The organism is Bacteroides xylanisolvens (genome assembly GCF_018289135.1).
GTDB lineage: Bacteria > Bacteroidota > Bacteroidia > Bacteroidales > Bacteroidaceae > Bacteroides > Bacteroides xylanisolvens.
Genome location: NZ_CP072216.1, coordinates 5,158,818 through 5,177,360 on the forward strand (window position 1 = coordinate 5,158,818; position 18,543 = coordinate 5,177,360).

Below are 18,543 nucleotides of genomic sequence, written 5' to 3' on the forward strand. Positions count from 1 at the left end.
ATATGCTAATATGGGTGATAATCCCTTTGTTTTACTGGCTAATAAAGTCTTTATTGCTTATTCCACGTGGACTTCTACGATCGTAAAGACATTGTTTGAACGGATATAAAGGTCAAATGTTCCATAAGGTCCGTTGACAATGTCAGGTGCTTTAGTTAGGGTTATTCTTAATTTGTTATTGGCATATGTTACATTTAATCCTTTTATACCTGCGCTATGTTCTTTCAAGAAAAACTCAATATCTTGGGGTAATGCTAATTCAACCGTTTCACCTATGCGGTAAAGGCTTCCAATATTATACCTATATGCAGGCAGTCCATTATTGTTAGGGAAAACAGATATATATTTTACAATTGCACCGATATTCATGTCACTATTTACTATTTTAGATACAACATAGGCTTGATAATAACTTGTTTCTACTTGAATAGCGTAATTGCCTGACGGAAAATCTATCAGTGTATTTTTATTAAAAATCTGATAAATATGCCCGGGTGTAACCGCCACTTCGTGTGTGAGGTTGGTTAACGAGGGCAGAATATTTGCTCCAACTCCTGCGCCATTTCCTACGTCAGAAATGAAATTTTTAGATGTGATAAAATTATTGGCTTCATTGATGTAAACATTTGATTCACCTAAATAGGTTTTTCCATTATGCTCATTAAGCATATTGAGTGTGATGGTGTCTGCCGGATCATCTGGTGTGTCATCATCACTACAATTAACGAAACACATAGTACAAAGGGATAATAAGAAAATCCCAACTATTTTCTTTGTATTCATTTTTTTAATTTCTTAATTTATCAGGAACTTAGTTTGACTTGTTGCTTAGAAATATTTTATCGATATAATAGTCAATACTCTTTGAAGTATTGCGGAATAATAGTTGAAGCTTGTATTTCCCTTTAGGATATTCTTCTTGAGAAGGTAAAAAGAACCTTATTTTGGCGCTTTCATGAGAAGGTATTAAATATCCAAGATCATTTTTTACATAATTATCCGGATAAACTAAAGGAATCCATGAATTATTACTTTCTCTATAGTGCAAGAAAGTATTGCTAATATAGATAATTGTATCGTTTGTATTATTAGTAATTTCTGTTTTCAAGAATCCGTCTTTTGAGCAGGGGGCTTTTAATAAAAAGCGCACTTTTATATTCTCATTTTCTCTTGTAATAAATTCTTCCCCCTGCATTTGTTTTTCTTCTACAATCGTTTCTCCTGGCTCGATGGAATTAATGAAATGTGATATATCCATTTTATATGAATTAAGAGAGTCGATACTATTTTCATATTCAAGGTTTACAGTGCTTTTAGAATTGCCTGTTTTATTATGACAACTGATTAGCATGAATAAAACAATTCCATTGGTTAGCAAAATCGATATTAATTTGAGCATAAGTTAAGTATGAAATGGATTGGATAAGTTACTTATCCAATCCATTGGTAATTATTAGTTGAAATGAGCATTTAGTTTTGATGCTATATTATCAACCTTAACAAATATAGATGTGAAAGCTGTGCTTCCTTTATGTATACCTATTACTTTTTTACTATCTGTAAGATATACTGGTCCCCCGCTATCTCCGAACGCACTTAAATATGTAGCTTCACCCATATCTGTATAGTATATTCCATCGGCATTTACATTTGCATTGGTACTCGTAATATAACCTTCAGATTGAGCTATAGTCTCTCCTAACTTGGTTACATTATCTCCTGCCCAAATATTATATTCTTCTCCAGTAAGATTTCCATTATTGGGAACGATGGAGAAATTAGTTATACTAATGAATGCTGCATCAACGGAACCACCTTGGATTGAAAAGTCACAACTACCGATTAGTGTGTTATTATAATATGCCGGGTCACCCGTGTTATAAGCATGTCCTGCAGTAACAAAACCGTCAGTGTTAAATCTAGTAGCTCTATATCCCATTGACGCAGTGCCTTTAGGTGTGCCTATAGAACTTCCTGGCGATAATGAGTGGTTTTGAAATTCTCTTGTGCATTGTTTAAATACAATTCCTGAAAAGTTCACTACTTCTGATTTAAACTCTTTTATTTCCATTTCATTAGATTTGTCAAGTTCTACCACGACACAGTTCTCAAAATCATTCAGATAATAGTATCTTATATTCTTGGCAATTTGAGAATCTTTATTACTGCTAATAAATGAAGTTATTTTGGTTAGAACATTATTCAGCTCCGTATAAGAATAATTGCCTTGTGTATATATGACATCATTCTCACCTATTAACCTTATAAGAGTGGCTTTGGTACTTTCTATTTCTCCTTTAAGAAAAACAACAAGTTTACCATTCCCGTTAATATAACTTCCCCCATAATAGTCCGGATAGTCACTAGTACTTAATGAACGAGTTTTTGTCATTCCAAATGATTCTAATAATCTTATACCAGCCTCACGAGCTTTTTCATTGTTTCTTTTTACAATGTTTGGCTGTTCGTTGTTTTCTCTTTGAAGTACATCGTCTGAAGAACATGATGATACGACTAATCCGAAAAACAGCAGAATGGTCAAAGGTAACAATAATTTTTTCATAAGCGGATAATTTGAATTAATAAATGATACGTATTTTACCTCTTCCTTAAAAGGATTGTCTTTTTTATTGGTGAATATCTATTAATGCTCTTCATTACAAACCGAATATTCTATATCGTTGATATAAAGTCGTCATTGAAACAGATTTTACAGGTATGCTGTTTACCCAATCTAAGATTCCGTATGCATCAAGAATATAGTCATCGTCGTAGTATGCAAAACAATATAACGATGTCGGATTGTAGATATACCAAATATTGGTGTTTGTATTTTTAAACTTGTACATTCCAGCCTCATCTACATCGTTTATTGAAAATGATAATGTGGTTTGTAGGATAGGATTTATTACTTTATTCGGATTAGCTTTGATAGCTAGTTTATAATATTTGCTCTTTTCATCTTTTATAGCATTACTTTTTTCGGTAAAGGTTGTGGCAACACTGTTCGCTTTTAATTCTGCATCGGATTGACTTGCTGCACTTGAATTTGAGAAAATGAGCTTATCTCCTTGTCTTGTATTTAGCACAGGTACAATATCATATAATTTCTCTCCCGAGCTACTTTTGCGGACGTATACTTTCATTATTTCTATATACGGTTCTTCAAGTTGTTCTTGGTGCTGAAAATCCATGTGGGTGTCGTTATATCTTTGCTTAAAGTTTTCTTCCAAAATAAAATCCGATATTGGATAGAGCCCACCATCTTGAATGTCAATCATTGTATGTGTTCTTGAATCATTTAATGATTGAAGCCAACTCGTTAAATTAATGGATGTACTTTTAACGTCATAAGGAGGTGTTGCAACATTATAACCATAAGCGCCGCCCAATGTTTTGATAGATACATGTAATTCGGAAAAAGATTTAGTCTCTGTAGAAGAATTGCCATCTTTTGTTCCAACAGAAAAATCTCCTGAAACAGAGTCCTTGTTCCATGAATAAGTTGCGTTTATTGATTTATCCATGTCGCGCTCTTTACTATTGAAATCTGTACTTTGTGTGTCAAGACCATAGTATAAAGCCGATGCCCGCCCACCTGTATAATAGCTTGTTAAGACAAATTCTCCGTAACTTTGAATTAATTCTACCATGGATGAATTATAAAGGGCATCTACAAATAATTCGTCCAAATAATCTGCCGAAATTCTTCTCAATGCACTAGGTGCTGTTTGTAAGGATATCATTCCATTAATAACTTCAACACTAAGTTCTCCGTGTACTGCTTGTTCGGAATTACTTGTGTTATGCTTGAAAATATCGGTTACAGTTTTCTTTCTTCCCAGTTTGAACGGACCAATATTTAGTGAGAATCCGGATTTGACAGTTTTAGTAAACGATGAAGTTGTTTCTAAGCGTTCGAAGCTGGCGTATGACATGGCTTCTGTTGACGTTGTCCTTAACTCTTTGGCAATTATATATGAAGGATATCTTTCAAGTAGCTTTTCCATATTAACAATTGGAAATCTCGCATTTGAAAAGTCCCCGATAATTGATGTTCCGTTTTCTATGGCATAAGAATTTCCAAGAAAATCAGTAGCATCGGTAAATGATGTCCTAGTACTGGGTCTGGGTGCTATCTTTTTAGACCAAACTTTTGGTAGATTCGGGTCACGTTCTTGCAAGATGATTTCTGATGTTGAATCATCCTGATTGTTTAGCGAAGCAGAATCACTTATTTCGTCTTCATTGTTACATGATGCTATAACAAACAATATGATACATGAAAATATAGTAAATTTTCTCATATAGGTCTATTTTTTTAATATGATTGGTGATGATTGACTTGCATTTCTGGTGTTCACTCTTCTTTTTACACTTTGTTGAGTATCCAAGTTTGTCTCTTCTAAATCAACATCGGATATTTCATCTACATGAATCCTTCCGCTCCAACGTCCAGGCAATTTGGCTATTCTAGCATCTTTATCTTTTTCTTTATATTCAATTGTGGCAACATAGTCTACTGATACATCATACTCTTTAAAATAATAGGTCACCGTGAGTTTTGTACGTGGAGAAACTTTGACAGGTTCTATATGCTTTAATGTATTTTCCATTACTCTGCGTACATTGGGCTGGTATTTTGTATCAATTGGTATACTTGCATTAGGAACAAGATCTATTTCTCCTAATGTAACTGTAGGGCGTGCAAATAGCATATCTGAAGCTGGAACCTTAAATGCTATTCCCTTTTCTTCTTTAAAATAGGAGTCCTCTTGTATAGCCTTTTCAAATACGAGGTTCTCTCGTATAAATTGGGATGAAGAGTTTGTTATGGCTCGTTTGATAGAGACATTCTCCCTTTGGGTCACAGTTGCGGAATATGGATTGATAAATTCTAGGTTTTTCAGTGTGAATACAGCATCAGGGGTGATAGTAAATTCCTGTTGGGCTCTTTGTGTATATTGGCTGAAACCAACATTATTAGCTTGTATATCTACCACATAATTGAATACATCCCACCATGAACCACTACTTCCTTGGCCAAGATATAGCTCATTTTGAAGGACATAAGTTCCTGGATTATTAGTAGCAGGTATAATGTCCCAGGAATCCATGGCTCCTGTAGTGGAATTACTGCTCATTGCAAGTAATATTTTTGATTCCGGATTACTAGTGTAATGTCCTACAGCTAGACGAGTTTTCGAGTAGTTTGAATAAATTAAATAGGGTATGCCGGTAATTGATGAGGGAATTTGGACATAGAATTTACCATAAGAGCCAGGATTATATCCCTCATAGGTCACTCTCTGTCCCCAACCAGTACATGATAAATATCCACCTCCAGTGCTAAGTGTGAAGGGTAACTCTCTAATAGCCCACATATTTTCTGAAAAATATTGGCTATAGTTACTTGAAGCTACTGATCGTGTCTTCGCTTTCTTTAGTTCATCTATCCTTTCTTTTAATGCTTTTAGCTCATCTGTCATTTCAGACAATTCATAACTTTCTAATTGAAGGCTATCCGATTCCAATCCTGATAAGTTCAGTTTTTCTGTAGATGACTGGATCTCATTTTCAATCTCACTTTCGCAAGAGTACAATAACAAGGTGATGCAAGGCAGCACCAATAAGAATCTAAAAATGTTTCCCATAATTATTAGTTTTATAGGGTTTATAAAGTTTGATATTTTTATTATTTATCGTTGATTATTCGATTTCAAACTCTCCAATGAAAGTTATGTCTTTTTCTATGTAGAGAAGTTCATAATGACCGACTCTGTAGCCTTTCAAATCAATCTTATAAGTTTTTTGCTCATTAGGAGTTAATATCACATCTTGGAAGATAATATTTCCCAGTTGATCTTTTACTTGGAAAGTAACTTGATCGTCGATGTCTTCAAGAAAACGAACTTCAATAGAGTTTTCGTCTTGGGTAGCTTCTATTGGGATAGAATTTGGTGTTTTTTGGCATTTATGCCATCTTATAATTTTAGTTCTTTGTGTTGATAGATTATTGGCTTCTATTATCATGAATGGAATGCCAATTAATAATAGTAAAATGCTTAGTTTTCTCATATCTTTGATTGTTTTTTGCAAATTTATGGAGATATGAGGGGGAATGCAAATAAAAGAAGTTTTTCAGCGTGGACAAACAGTGCTTGATAATCAGTCGCTTATGATGTTTTGCGTGGACATCCTTTTATGTTGCTGATTATTTCTTCCTGAGAAGAGGTATTAGTGCATGTTTTCAATTAAATACTCATACAATGTAGCATTATTATCTGGTAATATTATATTCAGTTTTTGTCTAAGTCTGAGTCTTTTTTTTCTTACTGAGTCGACTGTAATGTTTAGTAACTTTGCTTCTGTGTTAGTGTCAAACCCTGATATATATAAACAGCAATACCAAAAGTCTTGCTCTGGTAAATCTGGGCATCGACTATATATGTATTTACGTAAATTCGGATAAATATATGTTATTTCATCTGCAATGAGTTTCCATTGCTTGTCTGTTATTAATGGCTTGTTATTTCTGGGCTTATTTTGGTTGGCTAGGTGTATTAGTTCTTTATGTAAAGGTGAATTCTCTAGAATTTTATTTTGCAATTGTTTATAGTTGGTGGTTAGGAGACTTATTTCTTCCTGCATTTCCTCATAGCTCTCATTTTTCTCCTTAAATGTATCTAACAATCTTTTTTTCTTTTCCAGTTCTAAAGAAACATAAAGCAAATCTGTCTTTATTCGGTTCAACTCTTCTTGTTGTCTTTGGATTTTCTCTTTTGCTTTCTTTCGATATAGTAGATATCCTATTATTATTAACAATAGTATTCCAATGCATATAACTAAAACTATAATGTAGCTTTGCTGTTTAATTTTTAATCTATCTACTTCTTTGCTGATCTTTAAATGATTATATTTAGACTCTATGTTCAATATCTTAGATTGGTTATCAGCATATATGATTGAATCAGTTATTTCGACGTATTCTTTCAGATTAGTAAGAGCTTCTTTATAATTCTTTTCTTCATTATAGATTTGGTAGTATAAATATTTAATGCTGTATGTATACTTTGGATTATCTTGTAGTATTTTGGATAGTAGCTCTTGTGCTTTGTTAATAGCCCCCGATGCAATATATAAGTCTATCAGTGCCATATAATCGGGCATTGTTTCTCTTCCTACCAATGCTTTGAGAAAGTATTCTTCAGCTTTATCATATTTATTTTGCATTGCATAAATATTCCCTAAGGCATTGTCTATTGATGCAGTGACTTCGATATTTTTAGTATTACGTGCTACAGAATCAGCTATAGTTAGAATTTTTAAAGCGCGTGATAACGAGTCTATGCATGCATATTCGCGTCCTACATCTCTTAATGCGCAAGCATAGCTATCTGTATTATTTTCTTTTTTGAAGCATTCGGCAGCAGCCTTATATCTTTTGATAGCTTCTGTCCGCATGAATTTCTCTCCATATAAATCGCCTATATAGCTATATGTATATCCGGTGAGGTTATTAAGCTTATTCTTTTCTGCAATGTCCAGTGCATTGGTATAAATAGACATTGCTTTATCATAATCTCCATCAGCAAAATAGGATCGACCTAAATAAATCAAGATTTGCACTTGTTCGTCAGGGCTACCATGTGAGGAATACCAGTCATAGGCTCTTTCTAATTGGTAAGTTGGTAGGATGCTATTAAAAATTTCGTCTGTAATCTTTCCTGATAACATACACCAGCGTGCAAAGGTTTTGTTGTCTAGTTTTTCAGGAGATGATATGCTGTTTAGTAGGTTGGATGCGCTGTCAGGATTTATGGCAATGGCTTTTTCTACTTCATTTAGCAGTCTGTCAGATACGGATTGTTGTTTGTTGCATCCTGATAGCACTAATATAGATGTTATAATTATAGCAATACTCTTTCTCATTTGTCTGTCGTGGTTTAGTTTCGTTGTAAAAGTAATCCTTATTTTCTATATTATGCTCTTTTATAGGGAGATTATTTTAGTTCGGGGAAATAATAATTAGTACTGTCTATATCATACATTAAATTAATTTCAAATCTGCTTTTACTTTATTAAGTTCATGTGATCTAATTTGATTATTTCCCAGCTATTAATAGACTCTTTCTTATTTATAGTGAGAAAAGTTCCTTTCTATTAATACCTAAATTACTTTACTATAATTCTAAACTTGTTTTTCATTAATCGCAATCTATAATTGCAAGTTGCAATTATATAAATGAAGGTAAGCATTCGGTCACGTGCGTGTTTGTTTCCCTTCTTTTCCTTCCTACCTTTGTGTCTTCATTACAATCTTAATCCATAATGTGTTCAGTATTAGTATTTTCTAGCGAAAGTGATAAACTACGTAGCCTTTTTTCCGAGTCTAACCATTTTGATTCGGTTCTTTTCATATTTGATGGTGGTCGTCGTTATAAAGTTTCGGCTTCCAGCCTTGGTATCCATTCCCCTCAGGACCTACTTCTCCCTTTAGGCCTTGGTCTTTTCCGTAGCAGTCCTTTCTGGTCCTATTACCTTTATCCCCAAGGTTGTAATTTCCATAAAGGCATTGACGGTCTTTGTGGCGAGGTCATCCGGCACACGAGTTCTTGCGTGTCAGAGCAGAGTTGCCATATTTTTCTTGACCGCTCCCGTAGCAGGTTGCATATCCTTTATCGGTGCGACGACGAATACCGTTTGGAATGCCGTCGTCTGAATCGCGGCTCTTTTCTCTTGAAAAAGGACGAACGGAAGAGGGATTTTCTTCAAATTTCCTGGAATCGCCTGAATGAGCTGCTTACTGTTAAAAAGTATCGGAAAACAGTTGAAAAGTAATCTCCCGTCCTACAAGCCGTTCTGCTTTATTTTGATAACTTTGTCAGATAATAAAAAAGTGGATATACAGTGAAAGAACCGGTCATTACCCTTACTTTGGAAGAGTACGAAGAGCTGCGCAAGGAACGTGAACGCCTTGAAAAGGAACATGCAGAACTTCAGAGAAAATACGAATCCTCTTTGCGGGAGTATTCCCGCCAGGTCGAAGAAATCTCAGCCTGTACAGCCGTCATTGCCGACCTGAGATGGAAATTGGCTGACTTGACACGCCGTTTATGGGGTAAATCCAGTGAAAAACGCCATCTTCCCGAAGATGCCGGCCAGTTGAGCATCTGTTTTGAGTCTCCGTCCGATGTCAATGACCCGGTAGCGGAAGAACAGAAAACAGCTGAGAAATCTGCCAAATCGGAGAATGGCTACAACCGTTTCCGTAAGAGCTTCACCAAAAAGATTACTCCCCACGCCCGTAAGCCCATCGACCCGTCCCTTCCCCGTGAAGAGATTATCATTCCCATGCCGGAAGGTCTTTCGTTGGAGGGAGCGGCGAAGCTGGGAGAGGAAGTGAGCGAACAATATGCCGTCAGTCCCGCCCGATTCTATGTGAGACGCATCATCCGCCCTAAATACCGGCTCGCCGACGGTCGTATCATAACTGCTCCCATGCCCGTAATGGCACATCCCCACAGCAATGCGTCGGAAAGTGTACTGTCACACATTGCTACCGCCAAATATTACGACCACCTGCCTCTGTACAGACAACTGGACATCTTTGAGCGTGAAGGCATCCATCTGAGTCCTTCTACCGTAAGTAACTGGATGATGGCTGCCGCACAGCGTCTGGAGCCAATCTATAATGAGCTTCGTGAACTGGTCAAGGACAGCTATTACGTCATGGCCGATGAGACGCCCCATCCCGTACTTGAAAGCGACCGGCCCGGTGCTCTTCACCGCGGGTATATGTGGAACTTCTATCTGCCCCGGTTCCATACCCCATTCTTTGAATATCACAAGGGACGTGGCAGCAGCGGAATAGACACGCTGCTGGCAGGACAGGTTCGGGTGGTACAGAGTGACGGCTTTGCAGTATATGATGAGTTCGACACACTACCCGGAAAGTTGCACCTGTGCTGCTGGGCACACGTCAGGCGCAAGTTTGTGGAAGCGGAAGGAAATGATCCTCCTAGAGCAAGGCATGCACTTGAACAAATAGGCAGACTGTATGCTGTGGAGGAGAAAATCAGGATAGGACATCTGGAAGGCGGAGCTGTAGTAAGGCTTCGCCGGGAAGAATCGTACCCTATTATCAAAGGACTGGAAAAATGGTGCAGGCAGGAGTATGAACATACGGTTGAGAAATCGCCTATTGCCAAGGCCATATTCTATATGTACACACGTTTTGAACAACTGTCCGGATATGTCAACGATGCACAGTTCTGCATTGACAATAATCCAGTGGAGCGCTCTATAAGGCCATTGACTTTGAACAGAAAAAACACTCTTTTCTCCGGTTCACATGAAGCGGCACATGCAGCGGCAATATTCTTTTCACTGATGGGATGTTGCAGGGAAAATAAGGTGAACCCAAAACTATGGATGCAGGACGTGTTGATTAGGGTACAGGAGAATGAAAGAGAAAAGAAAAACGACTACGCCGATTTACTGCCATTTAATTGGAAAGGATAAACAAGAAAGATAAATAAAGTCAAAAGCCAGACATGCTTCGTTTGGCTTTTGACTTTATTATAGCTTGGAGAGAAATACGGGCGAGGCCGAATGCTTACAAATGAAGCTTTTGATTTTATAAATGAAAGCTTTGTTTATAAAAACAAAAGCTTCATTTAGAGATTGCCTTTAATGTTAGTAATCTTTTCTATTAGTGAAAAGGAAGTTTGGCATCAATAGAGAATAAGTTTATATCTAATAGATTGGAATCAGTCTATTAATCAAAATTCGGCAGAAAGGGATAGTGAATCGGGTGAAACCTATGTGAAAGGCAGCCCTTCACCCGAAATCCCTTTATTCATTGATGTTTCAGAGTGGTGAAGGAGGTGAATGTTATGTTTAAAGAAAAGTTGCAGATGTGTGTAAGATAAAACATCTTGCACGCATCTGCAACGGTATCTTGCACAGGTTTATAGGGATATTCCTAAAATAATAAAATTTAAGGCAACTAATTCATTGCGAGTTAGTTGCCTTTTTTGTATCTTTAAGCATTCCCCCCAAAAAACGGTTTGACGGCCAAAACGGGGGTAATTAAAAATAAAAACACATGGTAAAGATACAAAAAATCTCAGAAATCGAACCTTGTTTAGGTTTTACCGAGTTCGATATGCTTAAAAAATATCGTCAAAGTTTTGCAACGAGTGAATTAGGTCGCCTCCATTCTCTGTTCCCTTTCTCGGAACTGGCCCGACAAATGCATTTGAAGTCCTCTCCTTTTGGGCGTAAAAGTTATTTTTCTCCCGAAGGTAAAATAGCCTTGATGGTCTTGAAGTCCTATACCAACTTTTCCGATGCACAACTGATTGAGCATTTAAACGGTAATATTCATTACCAGTTATTTTGTGGTGTTCAGATTGATCCGCTTCATCCACTAACCAATCCTAAAATCGTTAGTGCAATTCGTCAGGAACTAGCGGATCGCCTTGACGTTGAGTCCCTCCAGCTCATTCTTGCCGAGCATTGGACACCTTATCTTGAGAACCTTCATGTCTGTATGACCGATGCCACCTGTTATGAAAGTCATCTGCGTTTCCCTACTGATACCAAACTCTTATGGGAAGGTATTGTATGGCTTCATCGTCATCTGTGCAAACATTGCCAGACCTTGCACATACAACGTCCCCGTAACAAGTATCTTGATGTACGCCGTGCCTATCTTGCTTATAGCAAACTGCGTAAACGCAGGAAATCACAGACTCGTATGCTTACACGAAGGTTACTTCAGTTATTGGAAAAGTTACTTGACCAGCTGGAGCTGCTTCATTCATCCTACAGGAACAGGCTTACACTATCCTCTGATTACCAAAGACGTTTCTCGGTCATACAGACAGTCCTTGAGCAAGGGAAGAATTTATTTGCAGGCAAAAAAGTGTCCAACCGTATCGTGAGTATCGACCGGCATTACCTTCGCCCCATTATCAGAGGCAAGGAAACCAAATCCGTTGAATTCGGAGCCAAAGTCAACAATATACAGATAGACGGAATCTCCTTTATAGAACATATCTCCTTTAAGGCTTTTAACGAAGGAGTACGTTTGAAAGACTGTATTCATCTGCAACAACAACTGACCGGGGTTAGGGTTAAGGCGCTTGCGGCGGATTCAATCTATGCCAATAATGCCAACCGGAAATTTTGTACAAAATATCATATAAGTACTTCCTTTAAGCGTAAGGGCAGAGCTGCCAAAGATGAGCCGCTTCGGAAAATCTTACGGTCGGAACTCAGCCGTGAAAGAGCTACCCGCCTGGAAGGAAGTTTTGGAACGCAGAAACAACATTACTCACTGGCCAGGATAAAAGCTAGAAACAGGAAAACGGAAGTACTTTGGATTTTCTTTGGGATACATACAGCCAATGCGGTATGTATGATAGAAAAGGTCGAAAAGAAAAAAAGAAAGGCAGCATAATCTAACTAAAATAACAGGAAAAACAGGAGAGGTTTTAACTTCCCCTAAAAAAGACATGTACATAATGCATGGGTGGGAAGGAAAAAATAAGAATATGTAAACAATATTCTACAAAAAAGATAGAAGACTGGGAGAGTTGAACGAAAAAATCAAGAGAAAAGCTCACGTAAAGCAAAGCTTTTCTCTTGATTTTTTAGAAAGAGGAACATTTACTGAATATCCCTTTATACTGCTATTAATCAAATAGATAAACTCTAGTTAGTGTAAGATGCAAGATAAAATCGAACACTAAAAGGTTCTGTGGAAATTCCGGAAGTTATCCCAAAAGCTCTTTTACTTTTGCGGAAATGGCACGTCCTTCTGCAAGACCTGCCAACTTTTTGGAGGCAACTCCCATCACTTTACCCATATCTTTACCGCTCGTAGCACCTGTCTCTGCGATAATTTCCTTCAAAGCAGCTTCCAGTTCTTCGGCAGTCATTTGTTTCGGCAGGTATTTTTCCATAACGGCTACCTGACCCAATTCTACGTCAGCCAAGTCCTGACGACCCTGTCCGATATAGATTTCAGCAGAATCTTTTCCTTGTTTTACAAGTTTCTGGATAATCTTCAGAGCTGCGTCATCTGTCAATATATCGTTAGCTCCCGGAGCTGTCTTAGCTTCGAGGAAGAACTTCTTTATATTTCTCAAGGTTTCGAGGGCTACTTTATCTTTCGCCTTCATTGCGTTTTTAATGTCTTCGCTGACTTGATCGAATAAATCCATACTATTATAATTATAAATTGAAGATTAAAAATTAGATCTGAAGCCTGATGCTGTGGGACTATAATTTTCGTTCTTAAACTCTTTGTTTAGAATGTAATTACGCCGTTATCATCCGTAGCTTCTTCTGTTGCCACTTCTTCTTCCAATGCAGCTTTTGTCCGGATTTTAGTAAGAGTCGTCTTATCACGCATGTACGTGGGAGAATCTTCTACCATGGCGATGATATCGTCGTTGTCCAAATCTTCCGTGTTGAAAAGATAGATGTGACGGCGTTTGCGGAGGCTCTTGCTTCCGATATTGCTGGCACTTTCGCCGTATGCCTTGCGGATACGTTCTTTGTTCTTCTCTTTTTCCTCTTCCAGTTGCAGTTGGCGTTCTTCCTCTTCCTGGCTGCGTGCAGCATGCAGGCTGTCCATTCCGGGGACGTCTTCTACACCGAATCCGGTTGCCAATACGGTGATCTTTACTTTTGTATCCAGTGAGTTGTCGATGGCAACGCCCCAGATCACTTCCACTCCTTCGCGGAATTTGCTCATGAACTCGTGTATCTCGTTCATTTCCTCCATCATTAGTTCGGATGACGGGCAGAAAGAAACGTTCAACATAACCTTCTTGGCATTGAAAATATCGTTGTTGTTGAGCAACGGAGAATGCAGGGCATCATCGATTGCTTTCGTCACACGATTTTCTCCTTCGCCGAATCCGGTACTCATGATCGCTACTCCGCCATCTTTCAGGATGGTTTTCACATCGGCAAAGTCGAGGTTGACCGTACCACGCATGGTGATAATCTCGGCAATGCTCTTGGCAGCGATGGAAAGAGTGTCATCGGCCTTGCCGAAGGCATTCATAAAGGTAAGATCGGCGTATATTTCGCGCAGGCGTTCGTTGTTGATAACCAATAGGGCATCAACGTGCTGGGCGATACGTTCGACGCCGTCCAGTGCCTGGATGATTTTCTTTTCTCCTTCGAAGATAAAAGGGATGGTGACGATACCGACAGTCAGAATATCCATTTCCTTCGCAATGCGGGCGATGACCGGGGCAGCTCCTGTTCCGGTTCCTCCTCCCATTCCGGCGGTGATGAATACCATCTTGGTACCGTCGTTCAGTTGTGCTTTGATATCTTCTATACTTTCTTCAGCGGCGTCGCGTGCCCGTTCGGGACGGTTGCCGGCTCCAAGCCCTTGCGTGATGCTACGGCCCAGTTGCAGTTTCACCGGGACAGGTGATTCGGCCAATGCCTGGTTGTCCGTGTTGCAAAGAACGAACGTTACATCATGGATGCCTTCCCGGTACATGTGGTTTACAGCGTTACCACCACCACCACCTACACCAATCACTTTGATGATTTTCGGTGAATCTGTCGGGAAATCGAATTGTACTATCTCGTCCATAATAATATGATTTCTGATTTATGATTTCTGGTTTCTGAACTCTGATTTTTGAATCTTGATTTATAAGTTATGATTTATGATATAGCGCGCAGCCAACTCATAAATCATAATTCATAAATCATAACTCACTTCATATCGTCGTCGGAGAAGATTTCTTTCGTCAACGAGTCGATCTTGCGCTGAATCCAGCTCGGACCGGCTTCTCTTTTCCGTCTTTCTTTCTCTTCCTTTTCCTTTTGCTTGCGAAGTTTTTCCGCTTCCTTGGCAGCTAACTTGGCTTCACGCTCTTCTTCCTCTTTCTTGAGGCGGGCGAGGCGGGCCTGTTCCTTCAGCTCCTGATCGTCTTCAAACATATCTGCGGTCCTATGCACTTCCGGCTCCGGTTTGGAGACTGGCGGTACAGGAGCAGCAGCTTGCGGGGCGGTTTCAGTCAGGCAACAGTTTTGGTTCCCTTCAAACAGGAGACCGAACAATGTGTTCTGTGAACCGTCTTTTTTTAGTATATTGTTGGGGGCATGGACTGTATTGCGTGGAAGTTTCGCCATCCGTATCTTTTCTATCTTGCTGCGTTTGCGCAAGGTTTCGTCCAAGTTCTTCAGGTTGGCGGCTCCTCCTGTCAGGATAAGTCCTGCCAGCAGTTTGTCTTCGTAGCCGGATAGCTGAATCTGGTTCCATACGTTGGCAACGATTTCTTCGGCACGGGCTTCGATGATATTATTAAGGTCTGCCACTTTGATGATACGGTTGTCATCCTCCAGTTTGCAGGTAGCTTCTTCCTCTTGTTCGGGGTCTTCTTCGTAGAGGGCGTCACCGTAGGCTTTTTTCAGGCGTTCGGCTTCTTCCTCCTCCATTTGCAGGGTGGTGATGTCACGCGTGATGCTGTTGCCTCCCAAAGGTAATACGGTGAGGAAGCGGAGAATGTTATTCTTATATACAGAGATGGTAGTCGTATCTGCTCCGAAGTCGATCAGTGCACAACCCGAACGGCGTTCGCTTTCTGTCAGTACGGCATTGGCTGTTACTAGCGGGGCGATCAGTTGGTCGGCAATGTCGATTTTTGCCTGCTGGAAGCAATGCTCCAGATTCTTGCGTACGGAAGCACGGGCAACGATGTTGAGGAAACGTCCTTCGATGTGGCTTCCTACCAGACCTACCGGGTTGGCTTGCAGATTATTGCCCACCTTGTATTCTTGCGGAGCTACGTCCAGTATATCCATATCAACCACCGGGATGGCAATGTTCTCATCACCGATAGCGCTTACAAGTTCTTCGGATATGATGGCTTCTTCTTCCAGGTCGCGGCTTACTACATTGCGGACTGTGCGGAGTGATTGTCCGCCGATGCCTACATATACCTTGGCAATTGAGTTTTTCAACTCACCTTCCAGTCTGTTGATGATCGAGGTCAGGCTTTGCGCTGTTTTGTCCAGATTGAAAATAACTCCTTTACGAATAAACGTAGAAGAGTCTTCCTGGGCATACGCTAATACCTGCATACTTCCGTCACTGTTCTTTCTTCCGGCCACACCGGTTATCTTCGATGAACCAAGTTCAATAGCGGCGATAAATTCTGTTGTTGCCATATATATTTATTTACGATTTTACGATTTACAATTTACGATTGAAAAAAGATTGTTCACTCCTCATCTGTCAACTATCAATTATCAACTATCATTTATTATCTATTCTCGTTTGGTGCAGATAATCTGGTTGTTGAATTCGAGATTGATACGCGAATATTTGTTCCAGCCTACCCGGTTGAGCCCTTTCTTGTAGAACTCCTTCAAACGTGCCAGTTTATCTTCAAAGTTTTCCAGTTTTCCGAGATAGACGAGATGGTCTCCCACACGCGGCACCAATTCGATGTTCTGGTCGGGCAACACATGAATCTGTTCTATCTGGGCGTCCCAGAATTTATTATTATGCAAAAATACACCAAACTTATATAAATCCTTCATTGCAAACGACTTTTCTACGTTTCCGGTGACAATTACCCGGTGAGCGACGCATTTTGCATCCGGTGGCATGACGGTTCCTTTGTTGTCAAGGTAGTAATTCTGACCGTTGGAGCTCATCACCCGAAGAATAGGGATACGTTGTGTCACTTCCACGCATACTTTGCCGCTGGGTGTTTTGTAACACTCGGCTTCGTCAATCAACGGATGTTTGCTTAGTTCCCGTTCCAGTGACTTGGTAGAGATGCGCTCCATCTTCTTCCCGATGGGGTAGATCCCTTTGTGCTGAAGGATACCTTTCAGCTCTTCTTTGGTGATGAAGCCGGCGTATGCGGTATCCTTGATAACCAATTCCATGTCACGGCAGGTCTGGTCGGCAGGCTTGCGGTTGAATGCGGTGATAGCTACGGCGAGGTAGGCTATAAGCACCAGCATGACGATGGATAGAAGGATTCTCTTTACCATAGTTTTTTTATTAATGAAGAATTAAGAATGAAGAATGAAGAATTGCTGCGCATCAATACGCTGGATAGAGATTCTTCATTCTTCATTCTTAATTCTTAATTTTTTTGTTTCTAATAGTTCCTTTATTTCAGGGACATAGTTGTCAATGTCTCCAGCCCCCAAAGTGATTAATACTTCAATGTTTTTATCTTTCAGAATGTTCAGTATATCTTCCTTTTTGCACATACTTTTTTCAATGCCCGGACGGAGATTGTCATAAATCAGTTTGCTGGTAACGCCCGGAATCGGTGCTTCACGTGCCGGATAGATGTCTACCAGAATCACTTCGTCGAGTAGCGACAGGCTATCGGCAAAATCTTGATAGAAGTCGCGGGTGCGGGTATAGAGATGCGGTTGGAAGATGGCTGTAATCTTCTTGTCTTTGTAAAGTTCGCGCATAGACAACACGCTCTGTTTGATTTCAGAGGGGTGGTGGGCATAGTCACTCAAAAAGACGATACGGTCGTTCTTGATCTTGAAGTCGAACCGGCGGTCTACTCCGCGGAAACTTGCCATGCCTCTTTTTATTTCTTCATCGGTCACTCCGTTAAGGTGTGCCAATGCCATGGCGGCTACGCCGTTTTCTATGTTGATGCTAACCGGAATTCCCAGTTGAATATCGTTGATACGGGTGTCCGGGGCAACAAAGTCGATGAATATTTCTCCGTTTCCGATGCGGATGTTTTCTGCGTGGAAGTCACCCTCGTCGCGTGAGTAAGTATAGACACGAACGCCCGGCTGCACTTTGGGTTGCAGGGAGATGCCTTTGCGGATAATCAGTGCGCCACCCGGTTGGATAAGCGTGGTATAATGCTCGAAACTTTCCAGGTAGGCTTGTTCTGTGCCGTAGATGTCCAGATGATCGGGGTCGGTAGATGTAATTACGGTCATATAGGGCGACAGCCAGTGGAAAGAACGGTCGAACTCATCTGCTTCAATCACCGTGTAAGGGCTTGTTTGAGAGAGTAGCAGGTTGGTGCCGTAGTTCTTCGAGATTCCTCCGAGAAAAGCGGTACATTCCACGTGCGATTGATGGAGCAAATGGGCTGTCATCGTCGATGTGGTTGTTTTTCCGTGAGTACCTGCCACGCACAGACCTTTGCTCGAATGGGTAATCGTTCCCAATACTTGGGCGCGTTTCTGTATTTCGAATCCGTTGTTGCGGAAATAAACGATTTCTTCATGTTCCTGCGGAACGGCGGGCGTGTATATGACTAACGTGCTTTCCTTGTCTTTGCAGGCTTCGGGAATCAGGTCGACGTTTTCTTCATAATGTATTTGTGCGCCTTCGGCAATCAGGGTTTCAGTCAATGGAGTAGGGGTACGGTCGTAACCGGCCACTACCTTGCCTTTGAAGAGGAAGTAGCGTACAAGTGCACTCATACCGATGCCGCCGGCACCTACGAAATAGACTGATTTTATCGTTTCTATATTCATTTCTTCTGTTTTTTA

General features: G+C 40.0%; 15 protein-coding genes. 3 read left to right on the forward strand and 12 right to left on the reverse strand.

The window, feature by feature from the left end; genetic code table 11:
• Positions 1-57: 57 nt before the first annotated feature.
• The 7 genes from INE92_RS21445 to INE92_RS21475 form a co-directional block, all read right to left on the reverse strand.
• Positions 58-783, reverse strand: coding sequence for a DUF5036 family protein (locus INE92_RS21445; RefSeq protein WP_008024106.1), 726 nt, complete (start codon positions 781-783; stop codon positions 58-60).
• A 28-nt stretch (positions 784-811) separates the two neighbouring features.
• Positions 812-1,399: a hypothetical protein gene (locus tag INE92_RS21450; RefSeq protein WP_008642761.1), complete on the reverse strand. Its 588-nt coding sequence runs from the start codon at positions 1,397-1,399 to the stop codon at positions 812-814.
• 54 nt (positions 1,400-1,453) lie between these two features.
• On the reverse strand, positions 1,454-2,563 hold the full coding sequence (locus INE92_RS21455; protein ID WP_004309496.1) for a chymotrypsin family serine protease: 1,110 nt from the start codon (positions 2,561-2,563) through the stop codon (positions 1,454-1,456).
• A gap of 94 nt (positions 2,564-2,657) precedes the next feature.
• The gene (locus INE92_RS21460; protein ID WP_004309498.1) at positions 2,658-4,307 is read right to left on the reverse strand and encodes an MAC/perforin domain-containing protein; all 1,650 of its coding nucleotides are present in this window, start codon (positions 4,305-4,307) and stop codon (positions 2,658-2,660) included.
• A 6-nt stretch (positions 4,308-4,313) separates the two neighbouring features.
• The gene (locus tag INE92_RS21465) at positions 4,314-5,654 is read right to left on the reverse strand and encodes a hypothetical protein (protein ID WP_195436557.1); all 1,341 of its coding nucleotides are present in this window, start codon (positions 5,652-5,654) and stop codon (positions 4,314-4,316) included.
• 55 nt (positions 5,655-5,709) lie between these two features.
• A complete protein-coding gene (locus INE92_RS21470; RefSeq protein ID WP_004309503.1) occupies positions 5,710-6,078 on the reverse strand; it encodes a DUF3244 domain-containing protein in 369 nt (122 codons plus the stop codon).
• Between the two features lie 159 nt (positions 6,079-6,237).
• Positions 6,238-7,932, reverse strand: a complete 1,695-nt coding sequence (locus tag INE92_RS21475) for a tetratricopeptide repeat protein (RefSeq protein WP_015532160.1) — start codon at positions 7,930-7,932, stop codon at positions 6,238-6,240.
• A 399-nt stretch (positions 7,933-8,331) separates the two neighbouring features.
• Between INE92_RS21475 and tnpB the strand changes: the two genes are divergently transcribed.
• The 3 genes from tnpB to INE92_RS21490 all read left to right on the forward strand — a co-directional run bounded on the left by tnpB (position 8,332) and on the right by INE92_RS21490 (position 12,469).
• Positions 8,332-8,841, forward strand: a complete 510-nt coding sequence (gene tnpB / locus INE92_RS21480; protein ID WP_004323560.1) for an IS66 family insertion sequence element accessory protein TnpB — start codon at positions 8,332-8,334, stop codon at positions 8,839-8,841.
• Between the two features lie 69 nt (positions 8,842-8,910).
• Entirely contained in the window at positions 8,911-10,524 is a 1,614-nt protein-coding gene (tnpC, locus tag INE92_RS21485) for an IS66 family transposase (RefSeq protein WP_008777519.1), read from the forward strand.
• 586 nt (positions 10,525-11,110) lie between these two features.
• Entirely contained in the window at positions 11,111-12,469 is a 1,359-nt protein-coding gene (locus INE92_RS21490) for a transposase (RefSeq protein WP_172725346.1), read from the forward strand.
• A 316-nt stretch (positions 12,470-12,785) separates the two neighbouring features.
• Here the strand turns inward: INE92_RS21490 and INE92_RS21495 are convergent, their stop codons facing one another.
• From INE92_RS21495 to murC, 5 genes are all read right to left on the reverse strand, one after another.
• Positions 12,786-13,235: a GatB/YqeY domain-containing protein gene (locus INE92_RS21495; protein WP_004309505.1), complete on the reverse strand. Its 450-nt coding sequence runs from the start codon at positions 13,233-13,235 to the stop codon at positions 12,786-12,788.
• Positions 13,236-13,321: 86 nt separating this feature from the next.
• The gene (gene ftsZ / locus INE92_RS21500) at positions 13,322-14,632 is read right to left on the reverse strand and encodes a cell division protein FtsZ (protein WP_004309506.1); all 1,311 of its coding nucleotides are present in this window, start codon (positions 14,630-14,632) and stop codon (positions 13,322-13,324) included.
• 125 nt (positions 14,633-14,757) lie between these two features.
• Positions 14,758-16,215, reverse strand: a complete 1,458-nt coding sequence (gene ftsA / locus INE92_RS21505; protein WP_015532161.1) for a cell division protein FtsA — start codon at positions 16,213-16,215, stop codon at positions 14,758-14,760.
• A 99-nt stretch (positions 16,216-16,314) separates the two neighbouring features.
• On the reverse strand, positions 16,315-17,052 hold the full coding sequence (locus tag INE92_RS21510; RefSeq protein WP_004315396.1) for a cell division protein FtsQ/DivIB: 738 nt from the start codon (positions 17,050-17,052) through the stop codon (positions 16,315-16,317).
• 75 nt (positions 17,053-17,127) lie between these two features.
• Positions 17,128-18,528 (reverse strand): UDP-N-acetylmuramate--L-alanine ligase, encoded by a 1,401-nt coding sequence (gene murC / locus INE92_RS21515; RefSeq protein ID WP_015532163.1) that lies wholly within the window; start codon positions 18,526-18,528, stop codon positions 17,128-17,130.
• Positions 18,529-18,543: the final 15 nt, after the last annotated feature.